We start from the raw sequence: 16,219 nt of genomic DNA, 5'->3' as shown, positions 1-16,219 counted from the left end.
CCCCTCACCCGCCGCGAAGACGCGGCGACCTCTCCCCGTAAAGAACGGGGAGAGGTTAAGGCAGCACTTCTCGCCGTTCCGCCAGCTGCGCGTCCATGTCGGCGCGTTTGGCGTCCAGCAGGCCCTGATCGGCGGCCTCGATCACCTCATACAGCGCATGGGCGTCGCTGAGCCGGGGTACGGTGACGTAGTCGGCGCCCGCCGCGTAAATATCGCTCACGTCGCCGAGCACGTCCGCCGTGGAGATGATCTTGGCGTTGGGGTTGATCGAGCGGACATGGCGGACCAGCTTCTCGTTGTTCGCGCCCTTCAGCAGCGAGTCCGGCACGCTGAGGATGATGATCTCGGCATTGCCGACGCCGGCATGGACCAGCGTGTCGACATTGCTGATGTCGCCATAGATCACGTGCTGGCCGCGCCCGACCAGAGTGCGGAAGACGTTGGGATTGAAGTCGACGACGCTGATCTGGTCGAGCAGCGACTCGTTCTGGCGCTCGATCTCGGCGAGCAGGGCAGAGGCGGTGCGGAAGAAGCCGAGAATGACGATGCGGCGGGCTTCGCCATGGCCGGCGGCGTGATCGGCGTCATGAGTCTTCTGGCCGTGGTCGAGGTCGCGCAGCCCGATGCGCTTCATCGGGCCGATCAAGAGGCGCGTGATCTGGTCGCTGCGCATCATCGCGAAGGTGGAGAGGACCGCCAGGATCACGAAGGCGAAAGACGCCGCGCTGGAGGTCTGCGTGGTGATATGGCCGGCGGCGATGCCCGTTTGCAGCACCACCAGCGAGAATTCGCTAATCTGCGCCAGATTGAGCGCTGGCAGCAGGCTGGCGCGCAGCCCCTGTTTCATCAGATAGAGCGGCGTGAAGGTCGTGAGCAAGCGGCTGATCACGGTGAACAGGGCGATGATCAGTGCGAGGCCGATAGTGGCGCCGTTCGGGATCGGGATCGTCATGCCGACGGCGACGAAGAACAGCGTGATGAAGAAATCCCGCAGTGTCGTCACTTTGGCGGTGACGTCGAGCGCATAGGGGAAGGTCGACAGCGATACGCCGGCCACCAGCGAGCCCATCTCGCGCGACAGATGCAGCCGTTCGGCGATTTCGCCGATCAGGAAGCACCAGGCCAGCGCGCCCAGAAGCACCAGTTCCGGCCGCCGCGCGATCTGGTGGAACAGCGCCGGCAGCACGTAGCGGCTCAGGATCAGCGCGGTGGCGACCAGCACGCCGACGCGGGCGATCGACAGCGCGATGACGCTGACCTGCAGATCGGCGAGGCTCGGCTGCACCGCCAGAAACAGGATCGCGAAAATGTCCTGCAGCACCAGGATGCCGAGCGTGATGCGGCCGGGCAGTGTGTCGAGTTCGCGCTTCTCATACAGCACCTTGACGATGACCACTGTCGAGGACAGTGCGCAGGCGACGCTGAGATACAGCGCATCGAACCCGCCTCCGCCGAGCTTGAGCCCGAGCGCCATGAAGAAGGCGGCGCCGAGCACGCAGCCTGCGATCAACTGGCCGCCCGCGGCGAACAGGATGACCTTGCCGGCGCGGATGATCTTCTTCAGATCGATCTCGAGACCGATCATGAACAGCATGAAGATCAGGCCGAGTTCGGAGATCGTGCTGATGGATTCGTCCGACTTGACCCAGCCGATGCCGAATGGCCCAATAATGAAGCCGGCGATCAGATAAGCAAGAATCAGTGGCTGCCGGGTGAAATGCGCAATAAGCCCGATGCCCCACGCAAACAGGATGCAGAGCGTGATGTCGCGGATTAAGTCGTGCATGCCCCTGCCGGAAAAGCTTTACATTTCGGCGGCACTCTAATGGTGCACCGCGTGAGGGCAAAGGGGTAATATCCGGCATTCGGCGCGCGATACACGCGGAGGGCGGTCCAACGAGGCAGCCTTCATCATAAAAAGCAGCCTTCGTACCCAAAAGGGCCTCAGGGAGACGACGTTCATGACCACTGCACGGTTCGACTACGCGCCATTGCTGCCTCGGGGCCTGCCCGCGGCTGCGGCAAAATGGACCGGTCTCGCCAAATACAGCTTCGTCGGCGGGAACAACGATATGGATCAGGTGCCGGTGGAGGGCCTGACTGCTGCCGCCAATGCCGTCATGCTGCGCGAGGGACGCACGCTGGCAACCTACGGCCTGGCGAGCGGTCCGCAGGGCTATCTGCCGCTGCGGGATTTCATTGCTGCCAAGCTGAAGCGCGATGCGAGCATCGATTGCAGCGCCGATGACATCCTGGTTGTCTCCGGCTCGCTGCAGGCGCTCGACCTTGTCAATCACAGCCTGCTGGCCAAGGGCGACACCGTCATCATCGAGCGTGATTGCTATCAAGGCTCCATCAACCGGCTCACCCGTCTCGGCGTCAATATCGTCGGCATCCCCTTGGATGACGACGGCATGCGGATGGACGCGCTGACCTCAGCATTGGAAGATCTGAAGGCGAAGGGCATCCGGCCGAAATATATCTACACGATCCCGACCGTGCAGAATCCGACCGCCACCATCATGCCGGAAAGCCGTCGCCGCGAGCTGCTGGCGCTGTCGGCCAGATATGGCGTCCCCATCTTTGAGGACGATTGCTATGCCGACCTGATCTGGAACGGCGAGCGTCCGCCGGCGCTCCACGCGATGGATACAAGCGGCAGCGTGATCCATATCGGCTCGTTCTCCAAGTCGATCGCGCCTGCTCTCCGCGTCGGCTACATCGTCGCGCCCTGGGAGATCATGTCACGCATGCTGGCGCTGAAGACCGATGCCGGCTCAGGCGCCCTGGAGCAGATGGTCCTCGCCGAATATTGCGTGCCGCATTTCGCCACCCATGTGCCAAAGGCGACGCGGGGACTACGCGCCAAGCTGGAGACGCTGATGGATGCGCTCAACGAGCAGTTCGGCACGGCGGCGGAATTCGACGAACCCAAAGGCGGCATCTTTCTGTGGGTGAAACTGCCCGCCAATGTCGATGCCATGAAGCTCTACCAGGCGGCGCTCAAGGCCGGCGTGTCGATCAATCCCGGCCCGGAATGGTCTGTCGACAAGGCCTATGCGCACAGCCACATTCGCATCTGCTTCGCCAGCCCGACCCATCAGGAAATCCGCGAAGGGATCGCGGTCCTCGCTGATGTCTGCCGGCAGGAGTTCGGCGTGCCCGAGCGGATCGCGAACGTGGAAAAACGTGCGCGGGGATAACTGCGTCGCTGCAATCTAACCTCTCCCCGCTCTGCGCGGGGAGAGGTCGCCGCGTCTTCGCGGCGGGTGAGGGGCACGGCACTTCGATCGCTGCAGTTGCAGGCTATCGGATCGCGCCGACCCTCTGTTGCTAACCGAGATGAGCGCCCGCGCTCCGCCCCTCACCCCGACCCTCTCCCCGCTCTGCGCGGGGAGAGGGAGCGAGAGGCCGGCATATCGAAGTCTACTTCTTCACACCCTTTGCCGCAGCCTTCGCCGGCGTCGCTGCCTTCTTCGGCGCCGGCGCGCTGTCGACGGCGGTGTTGATGTCATCGATCAGCTTGGTGATGCGCGCGGCGTTGCTGCCGAGGTCGCCTTCGAAATAGCGCGACGACGAGCGGATATCGACGCGTGAGCCTTCGCCGTCGGGTGTGAAGCGGATCGAGACGTCCTCGCGAAAACCCATGATAGGGGTGCGCGCCACCGCCTCGATACGGCCAATGCGGCGCGGCGGCTGCGGCGGACGCTCGTCGATGACGATCCACTTGCGCTTTTCGACCAAAGCGCGCGTCACGTCATAGGCGCGTTGCACGGGCACCTCCAGCTCCACCGGCTCGATATCCGGATAGGCCGTGCGCTGCTGCTCCGCGGAGTAGAGGCCGGAATAGACGGCTGAATTGGTGCCGTCGCCGGTCCGCAGCCGCGCCAGCGCCTCGAAGCGCGGCGGGTCGACGGGGTCGGTGGTGATGTCGTGGATCTTCGGCAGCTTGCGATACTGGTACGCAAGGTAGCCGGGATACGCCAGGATCACGACGTCGAGCATCAGCGCCACCATGATCACACTCATGCCCCGCGAGCCGTTCTGCCAGATCGCGGCAAAGCCAGCGAGCGCTACCAGGATCGAGAGGCCGGCGAATCCCAACGCGCCGAAGAAGGTCATCAGTGCCGGTTTTACTTCGAGGAACCCGAAGCGGACGATGATGATCGAGGTGAGGGCTGCAATGGCGGCGAAAGCCGCGAGGCGCCGCGCCCACAGCGCCAGGCTGGATACTGGCTCCGACTGGTAAGCGGCCGAAAACCTGCGTGCCATGGGGAATTTCTGCCGGATTGAGCTTGCGAAGGCGCTGATAGCGCCGGGTTCCGAATAGGGTGCTTGAGACCATGCCGGGCCGGGAATTTCAAGGCACTTTGGCGGACGGGACTCCTCGTTTAAGAATGGGGCCGCGGCCGTTCAGACTTCTCCCCTGGTATAACGAGAAGAAGCAAGCAAGGCCGCAGGGAGCCGCCTGCCATGCTGGTCGAAACCACGGATTATGAGACGCTCGCCCGCAATTTCCGCTGGGACGTGCCGGAGCGATTCAACATCGCGACGGTGGCCTGCGACCGTCATGCCGACGGTAGCGGGCGGCTGGCGCTGATCTATGTGGACGAGGACCGCGGCACGCATCGTTTCTCCTTCGACGAGATGCAGGCTTTCTCGCGCAGCTTCGCCAATGTGCTGAAGGCGGATGGCCTGCAGCGCGGCGACCGCATTGCGGTGTTTTTGTCGCAATCGGTGGAATTGCCGGTGGCGCATCTCGCGGCGTTCCGGTCCGGGCTGGTGTCGGTGCCGCTGTTCACGCTGTTCGGCGAGGACGCGTTGGAATTCCGCCTTGCCAATTCCGGGGCCAAGGCCATCGTCACCGACGCGAGTGGCTGGGACAAGCTGTCGAAAATCCGCGAGCGGCTGCCTCATTTACAGGATATCTACGTCACGGACAGTGCACCGCATGCCGGTGCCAAACCGTTCTGGTCGGCGATCGAGGGCGCGTCCGAAGACTTCACGACGGTCGATACCTCCTGCGACGATCCCGCGATCATCATCTACACCTCGGGCACCACGGGAAATCCCAAGGGCGCGCTGCATGCCCATCGCGTGCTGCTCGGCCATCTGCCCAATGTGGAGATGGTGCACGGCTTCTTTCCGAAGCCGGGCGATGTCTACTGGACGCCGGCCGACTGGGCGTGGATCGGCGGGCTGTTCGATGCGCTGTTTCCGGCCTGGTATCACGGCGTGCCGATCGTCGGTTATCGCGCCAGGAAATTCGAACCAGCGGCAGCGATGCAGCTGATGGCCGACCACAAGATACGCAACGTGTTCCTGCCGCCGACGGCGCTGAAGCTGATGCGGCAGGCAAATGTCAAACATGATGGCGTGAAGCTGCGCAGCATGCTCACCGGCGGCGAGTCGCTCGGTTCGGAATTGCTCGACTGGGTGCGCAATACGTTCGGTATCGACGCGCATGAAATCTACGGCCAGACCGAATGCAATCTCGTCGTCGGCAACAATGCCGATCTGTTTCCGATCCGCCCGGGCTCCATGGGCAAGCCGACGCCGGGCTTCGATGTACGTATCGTCAACGAGCAGGGCGAGGAGCTGCCGCGCGGCGAGCGCGGCATTGTCGGCGTGAGGCAGCCCAATCCCTGCACCATGCTCGGCTACTGGCAGAACCCCGAAGGCACCGCAAAGAAATTCGCCGGCGAGTTTCTTTTGACAGGCGATCTCGGCATCCAGGATGATGACGGTTACTTCTGGTATGTGTCACGTGAGGACGATGTGATCACATCAGCCGGCTATCGCATCGGTCCGTCGGAGATCGAGCATACGCTGCTGAAGCATCCCGCGGTGGCACTGTCGGCGGTGGTCGGCATTCCCGATCCGATCCGGACCGAAGCCATCAAGGCCTGGATCGTATTGCGCCCGGGCTTTGAACCGAGTGACAAGCTAGCGCGCGAGCTGCAGGATTTCGTCAAATCGCAACTCGCCGCGCATGAATATCCGCGTCACGTGCAGTTTGCGGAGTCGCTGCCGATGACCGCGACGGGCAAGGTGCTCAGGCGGGAATTGCGGGCGCTGGGGTAGGGCGCTCTTTCTTAACCTCTCCCCTAGCAAAGCGTTGCTTCGCGCGGAGTGCGGGGAGAGGGAGCGACAGCGCGTGCTGCTCACATCCCCGGCACCTTGATTCCCATCTCCTTCAGCGCCGCCAGCAGCTTCAGCGGCGGCTCCATCTGGATCGCGGGGACCTTGCCGGTTTCCAGCAAACTCTTCAGGCTGGACAGGATCGCCGGCCAGCCTGCGCGTCCGCCCGAGAGAATGTCGTCACTCAACGTGCGGTCATGCGCCTGCGTCATCGTCAGCTTCACCGTCTCGGCCGACGGCACGAGATCATAGGTGACGAGTGTCGAGCCGAGCGCTTCGACAAGTCCGGGCCAGTTCACATCCCATGTGATGGTGAGCTTGCGCGGCGGATCGTGTTCGATCACCTCGCCCGAAACATGCAGCGATCCATCCGGCGCGAGCACCTTGAACGCGCCGCCGACGTTTCCCTCGAGCTGCACTGCGAAGCCGGAGAAATACTGCTGGCTGAACTCCGCCGAGGTCAGTGCCTGCCAGACCTTCTCGGGCGTCGACGCGACATAGATCGTGTAGACGATCGCGGGTTTGAACTTGCTGATGTCGATCATTGCCGTCATCCTCCGCTGCGGTAACAGGCAAGCAGACACGTCTAGATCAGGCAAGAGCGATTTGTTTTGCCGACTTTGGGTGCTAGTTTTGACCGTGCAACAATAGCACCGTCATGGCCGGGCCTGTCCCCGGCCATCCACGTCTTGCTTGACTCGAAGACGTGGATGCCCGCGACAAGCGCGGGCATGACGGAGAATATCGAGAGGCCGCCTATGTCCCTGCAAGTCTATCTCGCCTTTGTCGCTGCCTGCGTCGCGCTGGCGCTGCTGCCCGGCCCGAACGTCACGCTGGTGATCGCCAACGGGCTGCGCTACGGCACGCGCGCGGCGATGATCAGCATTGCCGGCACGCAAGCAGGGCTTGCCGTGGTGATCGGCATCGTTGCGCTTGGGCTTGCAACGCTGATGGCCACCATGGGCTATTGGTTCGACTGGGTGCGCTTTGCCGGCGCTGCCTATCTGGTGTGGCTCGGCATCAAGATGGTCCGCGCGCCGGTGGAGGGCATCGATGCGGATACGCCGCCGGCACCGCCGCGTGGCGGCTTCTTCCTGCAGGGCATGATGGTGCTGCTGAGCAACCCGAAAGTGCTGGTGTTCTTCGGCGCCTTCATTCCGCAATTCGTCGACATGGAGAAGAACCACATCCTGCAGGTCGGAATCCTCGGTGCAACCTTCATGGTGACGGCCGCGCTCACCGATATTGTCTATGCGGTGGCCGCGGGCCGTGCGCGACAGTTCTTCTCGGCGCGGCGGACGCGGCTGCTGTCGCGCATCTCCGGCGGCTTCATGATCGGCGGCGGAGTCTGGCTGGCACTGACACGCGCCCGCTGAATCTTTTGTCGCGCTGAACCTTATCCCGCATCGTCACGTCAAACCTCGGGGCGCGCCGCGCCGTGCCATGAGGTTTCGCCGTGCCCGACATTCCCTGGTTCGTCTATGCCATGCTACTCGCGCCGTTCGGCCTGATTCTGGTTGCCGCCGGCTATAAATATCTACAGGTCCGCGCTGCCAGTGACTGGCCATCGACCTTCGGCAAGGTGATCGTCTCGACCTCCGAAGTGCGAGACGTCAAGGTGCTCGACGATACGCGGGAAGATCGCAAACGCACCGAAAAGCGCAATTTTGCGAATATCGTCTACGAATACACCGTGAGCGGACAGAAGCTCACCAACAACCGCGTCAGCATCGGCGAGGACCGCGGCAATTTCGAAGTCGCGGAAACTATCGCGCGCTATCCGGTCGGCACCGCGGTGATGGTCTACTACAACCCGCGGCATCCGCGCGATGCTGTACTCGATCGCGAGATGCCGAAGGGCATCGGCGGTTGCCTTGGCATCGCCGCCGTCATCGTGCTGGTGATTGTGGTCGGCGGCATCTTTGGCGGCGCCCGCATCAACGAATTCATCGCCGACCATCTTGTCGATCCGAAACGATCGCCGATTGTGACGGCGCTTTGCGGGTTCGGCTTCCTCGTTGCCTTGTTTGGGTTGGCGCTACACCGGCAGGGGTCCCTGGCCAAGAAGTGGCCCGTGGTGCCCGGCATCGTCAAGCTGGGCGCGCCCGAAACCTATGTGAGTCGGGACAGCGACACCGGTCGCAGCGGGCCGGTGATGCAGACCCGGAACGTGCAATACAATTACCGTTTCAAGCACGTCGCATACATCGGGTCCGCTGGGAGCTTGAGCACGAGCAACCCGAACCCACCGCAATGGCAGTTGCGGCTGTTCGGGATGGACTACAAGAACGATGACGCCGTGAAGGTCTTCGTCAATCCGGACAACCCGTCTGACTCGACGCTGAGCCCTGGTGGCCGCGCGGCCTATTTCCTGTGGGCGGTCGCTGCCGGATTTGTGGTGGTGGCTTATTTCATCGGGACGCACGGCTAGGCGCCTCACGCCACGCAGATGCATCGTCTACGCCGGCATCGAAGGCTACAGATGCGACGCGCGCGGCGTGATCAGCGTCGCCTCGATCTCCGTAAAAATACGCGTCAGCCGCTCCGCCCATTCGGTCTGGCCGCTTGGGTCGGTGATCAGATCCTGCCGGATCTCGATGCCCGTATTCATCAGTCCGCGTTTTTCGCCATGAACGGGAATTGTGTAGTCGGTCGCGTCGGAGACCGCATAGGGTTCGTTGTCACCCACCACCAGATCGGCCTCGGCGCGCAGATGATGCAGCAGCAATGGCGGCAGTTTGCTGTCGTGCTGATAGAGCGTGCCGATATGCCAGGGGCGGGGAATGCCGGCATAGACAGGTGTGAAACTGTGCAGCGACACCAGCACTGTCGGCTGGCCCTTCGCCTGCCGTGCATCGATCACCTGGTCGATGCGGCGGTGATACGGATCGAAGATCAGCTCGCGCCGGCGCGCCTTCTCATCGGACGTGAGACCGTCATTGCCGGGCACGGTGGTCGCCTCGCTGATCAGCGGAATCGCGCTCACGGCGCCCGGCGGGCGGTTGCAGTCGATCACCAGCCGCGAATAGCGCTGCGCCACGAGATGCGCACCCAGCGCCCGGGCCATTTGCTCGGCCACGCCGGCGATGCCCACATCCCAGGCGATGTGGCGGACGAGCTCGCTCTCGGGCAGGCCGAGATCGCCGAGCATCTCGGGAATCAGCCGGCCGTAGTGATCGCAGGTGAACAGAAAAGGAGAGTGTCCGGCGGTATTGAGTTCCAGAACGGGCGGAACCTCCTGGGGGCCGAGACGTAGGGATGTGTCCTGATTGCTATCCAAGGCTCTGTCCAAAATTCTGTCCAAGGCTTTTTCCCGATATTGCCTAACGATGCGGCATCCCGGTCTGTGATTCTGCAGGCTTCCGTATAAATTACACGGGACAAATCACGCATGAACGAACCATTGATGCCCCTGCTCACGATTCATCACAAGACCGAATATCGCTACGCGCATCCCGTTGCATTCGGCGAGCACCGGATCATGCTGCGGCCGCGCGATGGCCATGATCTGCGCATGCTTAACGGCAAGCTCGAGATCACGCCGGAGCCGCTGTCGCTGCGCTGGATCCATGACGTGTTCGGCAATTCGGTGGCGATCGCCACCTTCGACGAACACGCACGCAAACTCACTTTCGTATCCACCGCGACCATCGAACATCTGCCGTCGGACGAGTTCGCGCTGACAGCGGATGACAAAGCCTATTTCTATCCGTTCCTCTATGACGCCGAGGAACTACCCGATTTGCAGGAATTCATCCGGCCGCAATATGGCGATCCCGATGGTGAACTGGCGGCATGGGCGCGCGGATTTCTCGACCCGCAGGGTCGCACGCCGACCGTCAATATTCTGACCGGCATGACGCTCGGCATCCGCAAGCAGTTCGCCTATCGCAAGCGCTACGAGCACGGCACCCAGCATCCGCTCGATACGCTGCAGACCAAATCCGGCACCTGCCGCGATTTTGCGCTGTTCATGATCGAGGCGCTGCGCCGGCTCGGCATCGCCGCGCGTTTCGTGTCGGGTTATCTGTTCATCCATGGCGACCGCGAGCACAATTATGTGGGCGGCGGCTCGACCCATGCCTGGGTGCAGGTCTATCTGCCGGCCGCAGGCTGGATCGAATTCGACCCGACCAATGGCATCATCGGCAGCAAGGATCTCATTCGCGTCGCGGTGGCGCGCGATCCGCGCCAGGCGGTGCCGCTGCACGGCACCTATATGGGCTCGGCCGATGCGTTTCTCGGCATGGATGTGAGTATCAATGTGGTCTCCGCGGGCGACGATGTCGCCGCGGCGCTGGCCGAGAAAGTCTGACTGACGTCATGCCCGATCGCGTTTTCGTCTATGGCACATTGATGCGCGGCTTCGATCATCCGATGTCGAAGCTGCTTTCGGCCGGTGCGGATTTCCTTGGTGAAGCCTCGTGCCGTGGCAGGCTCTATATGATCGCGCATTATCCCGGCCTGCTGCACTCCGACGATCCCGCGGACATCGTGTTCGGCGAGCTGTTTCGCCTGCGCAAACCGGATGAGCTGATGGCGGCGCTCGACGACTATGAGAGCGTCGGCCCGGATCATCCGCAGCCGGCGCTGTATCTGCGTGAGCGGATCGCCGTGACGCTCGCCGATGGCAGCGTGAGCGAAGCCTGGACCTATATCTACAACAAGCCGGTCGACGAGACGACGTGCATTATGTCCGGGCGCTTCCTTGCGCTCTAGCTCACCTTGCGTCTGCTGGCGACTTCCAGCCCGAACAGCGCCAGCGCAATCAGCGATGCACCGATGCCGATCAAGGCGATCATCGACGTGCCGCCTGATGCCACTGCAAATCCGCTGAAGCCCGAACCGATCGCGCCGCCGAAAAAGGCGCAGGCGAGAAACAGCGCGTTGAGCCGGCTACGGATATGGCCGGCGAGGGCATAGATCGCGCGCTGTCCGGCGACCACATTACCCTGCGTGCCGGCATCGATCAGGATGCCCGCGATCACGAAGAGTGTGACCGCCGTCGCGCCCCCGGTATGGCCGCCGATCCAAGTCAGCACGAAGCTCACCAGCACCAGCAGCATCGCGGTGACGGTCACGAGATCGCCGCGGCCGCGATCGGCGAGGCGCCCCGCAAGCGGCGCCACCAATGCGCCGCCGGCGCCGGACAGCAGGAAGGCCGACATGGCGATATGGCCGAACGAGAACGGCGGCTGGTCCAGCACCAGCGGCATCGCCGTCCAGAACAGGCTGAACGAGCCGTAAAGCAGGCATTGATAGGCCGAGCGTTGCTGCAGCACGCGCGTGGTCAGCATCAGGTCCCACAGCGAGTGGATCAGCGTCGCATAGGTCAACTCATGCTTCGGTTGCCGGCGCGGCAGCGCGATCACCATCAGTGCGAATACGCCGCACATCAGCACCGCGGACATCACGAACACGGCGCGCCAGCCGAACGAGCCAGCCACCATGGTGGCCAGTGGCCGCGACAGCAGGATGCCGAACAGCAGCCCGCTCATCACGGTGCCGACGATCTGCCCGCGCCGTTGCTCCGGCGCCAGATGCGCCACCACCGGCAGGATCATCTGCGTGCCGACGGCGGCGACGCCGAGCAGCAAGGTCGAGGCGATGAAGATCGCTGCAGTGGGTGCGGCTGCGGCGATCAGCAAGCTCACGATCAGGCTGCCCAGCGTGATCAGGATCAGCCGCTTGTTCTCGACGAGATCGCCGAGCGGCACCAGGAACAGCAGGCCCAGCACATAGCCGAACATCACCATGGTGAGCATGATGCCGGCCGACGACAGGTCGAGCCCGAAGCTCTCGCTGATCGGTCCCACCAGCGGCTGCGCGTAATAGATATTGGCGACGGTGACGCCGCAGGCGACGGCAAAGGAAAAAATCAGCCAGCCGCCGGGACCGGAGTCGCGGGCGGGATGTTCGGCAGGATGGGACATGTAGGCTTTCAGGCGGGCGGGGCGGTGGGAGAGATATGGCGCATGTGATGCCATGCCAGAAGTGCGGCGTCTTGAATGGGTGCCATGCAGCGTGCAGCCTTACACCCATCATTCCGGGGTGCGTGCGTCTTCGCACGCGAACCTCAGCCACTCCAATTGGAGTGGCGGGGAATCCCGATATGGCTTGGCGCTACCGGAGACTCCCATGTCGAGATTCCGGGCTCGGCCCCGCCGCCTTCGGCGCCGGTCCCGCCCCGGAATGACAATAAAGCTATGCCCGTTTCTTGGTCTTCGGCTTGGCCTTCTGCAGCATGTAAGACCGCAGCACCGCATTCATCCGGCCCTGATATCCATCGCCCTCGCTCTTGAAGAAATCCAGCACGTCCTCGTCGATGCGGATGGAGATGGCCTTCTTCCTGGCGGGCATGACGACGACGCCATCCGACCAGTCGATATCGAGAGGCACGGCGTCGGGATCATTGCGAACCGCTTCTTCGATCTGTTCGTCGGTCAGTGCGTCGAGTGCGGCCCAATCGGTCCGGCCTCGAATAGGTTCGTATCTAGAGACGATCGTAATATTTTCTTCGCTCATCTTTTCGCGCGCGGCGCGCCGAGATGATGTGGCAGAATGTGCCGCGGATCGTGCACGCGACGGCGACTTCTCGCCCTTCGAGATAGCCGAAGATTTGGTACCTGATTTCGCCATGACGATCCGATCTCCGGACGAAAATGTAGCCATCAAAGATTTGTCGAACGTGAGCAAAGTCGATCTTGTGATCGATCAGATTGCTTTTGCGCTTGGCCGGATTCCAGCCGAACTCTGAAATGCCGACGAACACATGCGCGAGGTTCTCTATCATCGCAAAGTCCCGACTTAGATCAGCAGCTATAGGGTGCTGAATTGGGAATTTGCTACGCAAGAGTTAGGTTATCGTCGTATATACGATTGTATATGCGGCTGGTCAAGCCACCTTCACCACCCGCACATCCACCTCGCGCTCCACATAGCTCCATTCCTCCGTCTCGCGGAGGCCGCCGACGAGATCCTCGAACTCCTGCGCGTGCTCCGGCGCATATTCGAACCAGGTGAGGAAATCGAAGGGCTCGCCGAGATCGCGGGAATGATAGAGCTGGCGCGCGATGGCGGGCAGGTATTTCAGGCTGTCGGCGATGTGGCGGGATTTGTCCTCGAAGATGCGACGGCGCTCGTTCTGGGTCATGTCCCACCAGGCGGCGTTCTTCCTGATCGGGATCAGCGCGCCATGGGTCGCCTCGGCGCGGCCGAGGCCGGCCTGTGCCGCAACCAGTGCGATCTTCTCGGTGCGCTCGACATAGCGGACGTGGCTGGCGACGCCGGCGAGGCGCCAGGATGTCTGGGAGGGCAGCAGCGGCAGCGAGATGGCGTCGGCATGGGTGATGGACAGCGCGGCAACGGGTTTGAGCGTCTCGCCTTTGACGGGCGAGATCGAGATCACCTGCCATGCACCGGTATTTCCGCCGCGGAATGTCGTGAACATGGGATATGTGATCGTGGAACCGGGGCGAGTTCAAGCAAATTGAAACAAGCTTGCCACACCTACGTCATTCCGGGGCGCGCCCTTGCGCGAACCTCAGCCATTCCAATTGGAATGGCGGGGAATCTCATCAAAAACTCCGTCCTCATGGTGAGGAGGCGCTCTTGTGCCGTCTCGAACCATGAATGTGGGGTGCGTCTCCAGCGAATGGCCCGCCATCCTTCGAGACGCGCGCAAGAGCGCGCTCCTCAGGATGAGGTCGGAGTGTGGCGCACCCAATCCGGTCCGGCCCTGTGAATAGCGGTATCAATAACGGCCAGTTCAAATCTGCTCCCGGAAAACCTATATCCATGGTCGGCTGGGCCAAGGCTCATGGGCCAAGGCCCAAAAGGCTCACATCCGAGCCCGCAACACTTACCTAACCTGATCGCACGATAACGGCCCATGCGCTTCACGCCCCAATTCCTCGACGATCTGCGCGCCCGGCTTCCGGTTTCGGAAGTCGTGAGCAAGCGCGTCAAGTTGAAGAAGGCGGGGCGGGAGTGGAAGGGGCTGTCGCCGTTCCAGCAGGAAAAGTCGCCGTCGTTTTTCGTCAATGACGAGAAGGGGTTTTACCACGACTTCTCGTCAGGCAAGCACGGCGACATCATCAATTTCGTGATGGAGACCGACGGCGCCAGTTTCGTCGAAGCGGTCGAGCGGCTGGCGCAGATGGCGGGTGTGGCGCTGCCGGCGGCGACGCCGGACGCTGCGCGCCATGAGCAGCGCCGCAAGACGCTCTATGACGTCATGGATCTCGCCGCAAAGTTTTTTGCGGAGACGCTGGTGGGGCGCGAAGGCGCCCGTGCGCGCGGCTATCTCGCCGATCGCGGCATCACGCCTGCGGTGCAGCTCCAGTTCCACATGGGCTTTGCATCCGAAGACCGCTTCGCGCTGAAGGAATATCTCGGCGCCGCCGGCGTGCCCGTACCCGACATGGTCGAGGCGGGATTGCTGATCGGCGGCGAAGACATCCCCGTGCCCTATGATCGCTTCCGCGACCGCGTGATGTTTCCGATTTCCGACGTGCGCGGGCGCATCATCGCCTTTGGCGGCCGTGCGCTGAAGAAGGATGCGCCGGCGAAATATCTGAACTCGCCGGAAACGCCGTTGTTTCACAAGGGCGACAATCTCTACAACCTGCCGATGGCGCGGAAGGCCGCGCATGACGGCGCAGCCTTGGTGGTGGTCGAAGGCTATGTCGACGTCATCGCCATGGTCGGTGTCGGCTTTCCCGGCGCTGTCGCGCCGCTCGGCACCGCGCTGACCGAGAACCAGCTGCAGCTGCTGTGGAAGATGGCCGACGAGCCGATCCTGTGTTTCGACGGCGACAAGGCCGGGCAGAAGGCGGCATGGCGCGCGGCGGAGCTGGCACTGCCGCATCTCAAGCCCGGCAAGAGTTTGCGCTTTGCGCTGCTGCCCGAAGGGCAGGACCCCGATGACCTCGCGCGCTCTGGCGGCCGCGCCGCGATCGAGGACGTGATGGCGGCGGCGGGCACGCTGTCGGATCTGATCTGGGCGCGCGAGATCGCCGGCGGCACCTTCGCGACGCCGGAGCGCCGTGCCGCGCTGGAGGCGCGCATCAACGAATTGTCGAACGGCATCCGCGACGATGTCGTGAAGAAATACTACCGCCAGGACATGACCGAGCGGCTGCAGCGCGCCTTCGGCACCGGCCCAAAAAACTACGGCGGTAACTACGGCGGTAACAACGGCGGCCGCAGCGGCTTCCAGCAGGGCGGCGGAGGCGGCGGTTTTGCCCGTTCTCCGCGCCCGTTCACCCCCGGTCCGGCGGGGCGAATCAGTAGCGGCGGGCGGTTTGGGGCCAATGCCGGACCCCAGACCATCCAGCGCGGGCCCTATCAGGTGGTCAGTCCACAGCTTGCGACCTCGTCGATCATGCGCGGCCAGCGCAGCGCCATTTCCAGGCGCGAGGCGCTGATCGTGCAGTCGCTGATCAACCATCCCTGGTTGCTGCATGACCGGCTGGAGGAGGTGGCGGCGCTGGAACTCGCCCATCCCGAGATGCATCGGCTGCGTGCCGGGATCATCGCGGCCTTTGCCCATGAGCATCATCACGGCGATGAGGCCGAGCAAAGTGAACAAATGCGTTCAGATCTGGTTAAAGCTGGATATTCCGAGCAATTACAACACGTTGAGCAGGCAGTTACCACTCAGGCGGTGTGGGCGGCGCGGCCCGGCGCGGCCCGCGAGGATGTTCTTTCCACCTGGACGCAGCTCGTTGCCTTGCATCGCCAGTGGCACTCATTACTTAGGGAGCTTAAAGACGCGGAGCTTGCTCTGGGCGCAGAAGCGAGCGAAACGAACTACGGCTGGTTGCGCGATGTGAAGGCCCGGTTGGCTGAGGTCGACGGGATCGAGGCGCTGATCGAGGGATTCGGAGAATCCTCGGGGCGGTTCCAGCGCAGTTCGTAAGGCAACTTTGCTGCGGATGGTGCCCGGGCAAACCGCGAAAAGACTCGCCAAACCCATGGTTTGGCTGCAAAAACAGGGTTAATCCGGGCTTAAGGCTCTCCACGTTAAGGGTCTGGGGCTTAAGTAGTGAAAACCGCGAAGACGACGTCGGGGGTG

15 protein-coding genes are annotated in these 16,219 nt (G+C 62.8%); 7 read left to right on the top strand and 8 right to left on the bottom strand.

Features of this window, described 5'->3' with window-relative positions:
* Window positions 1–55: 55 nt before the first annotated feature.
* Window positions 56–1,786, bottom strand: a complete 1,731-nt coding sequence (locus AB8A38_RS14450; protein WP_315840685.1) for a cation:proton antiporter — start codon at window positions 1,784–1,786, stop codon at window positions 56–58.
* Between the two features lie 175 nt (window positions 1,787–1,961).
* On the opposite strand from AB8A38_RS14450, the gene AB8A38_RS14445 reads away from it, so the two are divergent.
* Window positions 1,962–3,203, top strand: coding sequence for a PLP-dependent aminotransferase family protein (locus AB8A38_RS14445; RefSeq protein WP_439086406.1), 1,242 nt, complete (start codon window positions 1,962–1,964; stop codon window positions 3,201–3,203).
* 223 nt (window positions 3,204–3,426) lie between these two features.
* Here AB8A38_RS14445 and AB8A38_RS14440 read toward each other — a convergent pair whose 3' ends face one another.
* Window positions 3,427–4,272: a DUF1499 domain-containing protein gene (locus AB8A38_RS14440; RefSeq protein ID WP_439086405.1), complete on the bottom strand. Its 846-nt coding sequence runs from the start codon at window positions 4,270–4,272 to the stop codon at window positions 3,427–3,429.
* Between the two features lie 201 nt (window positions 4,273–4,473).
* Here AB8A38_RS14440 and AB8A38_RS14435 point away from each other — a divergent pair, with 201 nt between their 5' ends.
* On the top strand, window positions 4,474–6,084 hold the full coding sequence (locus AB8A38_RS14435; protein WP_439086404.1) for an acyl-CoA synthetase: 1,611 nt from the start codon (window positions 4,474–4,476) through the stop codon (window positions 6,082–6,084).
* Window positions 6,085–6,164: 80 nt separating this feature from the next.
* Here AB8A38_RS14435 and AB8A38_RS14430 read toward each other — a convergent pair whose 3' ends face one another.
* The gene (locus AB8A38_RS14430) at window positions 6,165–6,686 is read right to left on the bottom strand and encodes an SRPBCC family protein (RefSeq protein ID WP_439086403.1); all 522 of its coding nucleotides are present in this window, start codon (window positions 6,684–6,686) and stop codon (window positions 6,165–6,167) included.
* 213 nt (window positions 6,687–6,899) lie between these two features.
* Here AB8A38_RS14430 and AB8A38_RS14425 point away from each other — a divergent pair, with 213 nt between their 5' ends.
* Together AB8A38_RS14425 and AB8A38_RS14420 are read left to right on the top strand one after the other, a co-directional pair.
* On the top strand, window positions 6,900–7,517 hold the full coding sequence (locus tag AB8A38_RS14425) for a LysE family translocator (RefSeq protein WP_439086402.1): 618 nt from the start codon (window positions 6,900–6,902) through the stop codon (window positions 7,515–7,517).
* Window positions 7,518–7,597: 80 nt separating this feature from the next.
* Complete coding sequence (locus AB8A38_RS14420; RefSeq protein ID WP_439086401.1) at window positions 7,598–8,572, top strand: DUF3592 domain-containing protein; 975 nt, start codon at window positions 7,598–7,600, stop codon at window positions 8,570–8,572.
* Window positions 8,573–8,617: 45 nt separating this feature from the next.
* Here AB8A38_RS14420 and AB8A38_RS14415 read toward each other — a convergent pair whose 3' ends face one another.
* The gene (locus AB8A38_RS14415) at window positions 8,618–9,421 is read right to left on the bottom strand and encodes an N-formylglutamate amidohydrolase (RefSeq protein ID WP_439086400.1); all 804 of its coding nucleotides are present in this window, start codon (window positions 9,419–9,421) and stop codon (window positions 8,618–8,620) included.
* 126 nt (window positions 9,422–9,547) lie between these two features.
* Between AB8A38_RS14415 and AB8A38_RS14410 the strand changes: the two genes are divergently transcribed.
* Complete coding sequence (locus AB8A38_RS14410) at window positions 9,548–10,456, top strand: transglutaminase family protein (protein WP_439088523.1); 909 nt, start codon at window positions 9,548–9,550, stop codon at window positions 10,454–10,456.
* An 8-nt stretch (window positions 10,457–10,464) separates the two neighbouring features.
* Entirely contained in the window at window positions 10,465–10,860 is a 396-nt protein-coding gene (locus AB8A38_RS14405; protein WP_439086399.1) for a gamma-glutamylcyclotransferase family protein, read from the top strand.
* Here the strand turns inward: AB8A38_RS14405 and AB8A38_RS14400 are convergent.
* The 4 genes from AB8A38_RS14400 to AB8A38_RS14385 form a co-directional block, all read right to left on the bottom strand.
* Complete coding sequence (locus AB8A38_RS14400; protein ID WP_439086398.1) at window positions 10,857–12,074, bottom strand: MFS transporter; 1,218 nt, start codon at window positions 12,072–12,074, stop codon at window positions 10,857–10,859. The two genes, AB8A38_RS14405 and AB8A38_RS14400, sit on opposite strands and share 4 nt — an antisense overlap.
* Window positions 12,075–12,345: 271 nt before the next feature.
* Window positions 12,346–12,666 carry a BrnA antitoxin family protein gene (locus AB8A38_RS14395; protein WP_439086397.1) on the bottom strand — a complete coding sequence of 107 codons (321 nt, stop codon included), beginning with the start codon at window positions 12,664–12,666 and terminating at the stop codon, window positions 12,346–12,348.
* A complete protein-coding gene (locus AB8A38_RS14390) occupies window positions 12,635–12,934 on the bottom strand; it encodes a BrnT family toxin (RefSeq protein ID WP_439088522.1) in 300 nt (99 codons plus the stop codon). The genes AB8A38_RS14395 and AB8A38_RS14390 overlap by 32 nt, the downstream gene beginning before the upstream one ends.
* Window positions 12,935–13,036: 102 nt before the next feature.
* Window positions 13,037–13,591, bottom strand: coding sequence for a chlorite dismutase family protein (locus tag AB8A38_RS14385; protein WP_439086396.1), 555 nt, complete (start codon window positions 13,589–13,591; stop codon window positions 13,037–13,039).
* A 441-nt stretch (window positions 13,592–14,032) separates the two neighbouring features.
* Between AB8A38_RS14385 and dnaG the strand changes: the two genes are divergently transcribed.
* Window positions 14,033–16,063 (top strand): DNA primase, encoded by a 2,031-nt coding sequence (gene dnaG, locus AB8A38_RS14380; protein ID WP_439086395.1) that lies wholly within the window; start codon window positions 14,033–14,035, stop codon window positions 16,061–16,063.
* The last annotated feature ends 156 nt before the right edge of the window (window positions 16,064–16,219 follow it).

The sequence above is a fragment of the Tardiphaga sp. 839_C3_N1_4 genome, from assembly GCF_051811045.1.
GTDB lineage: Bacteria > Pseudomonadota > Alphaproteobacteria > Rhizobiales > Xanthobacteraceae > Tardiphaga.
The sequence above is the reverse complement of the archived record's forward strand: the minus strand, read 5'-3'. Positions and strand labels throughout refer to the sequence as shown.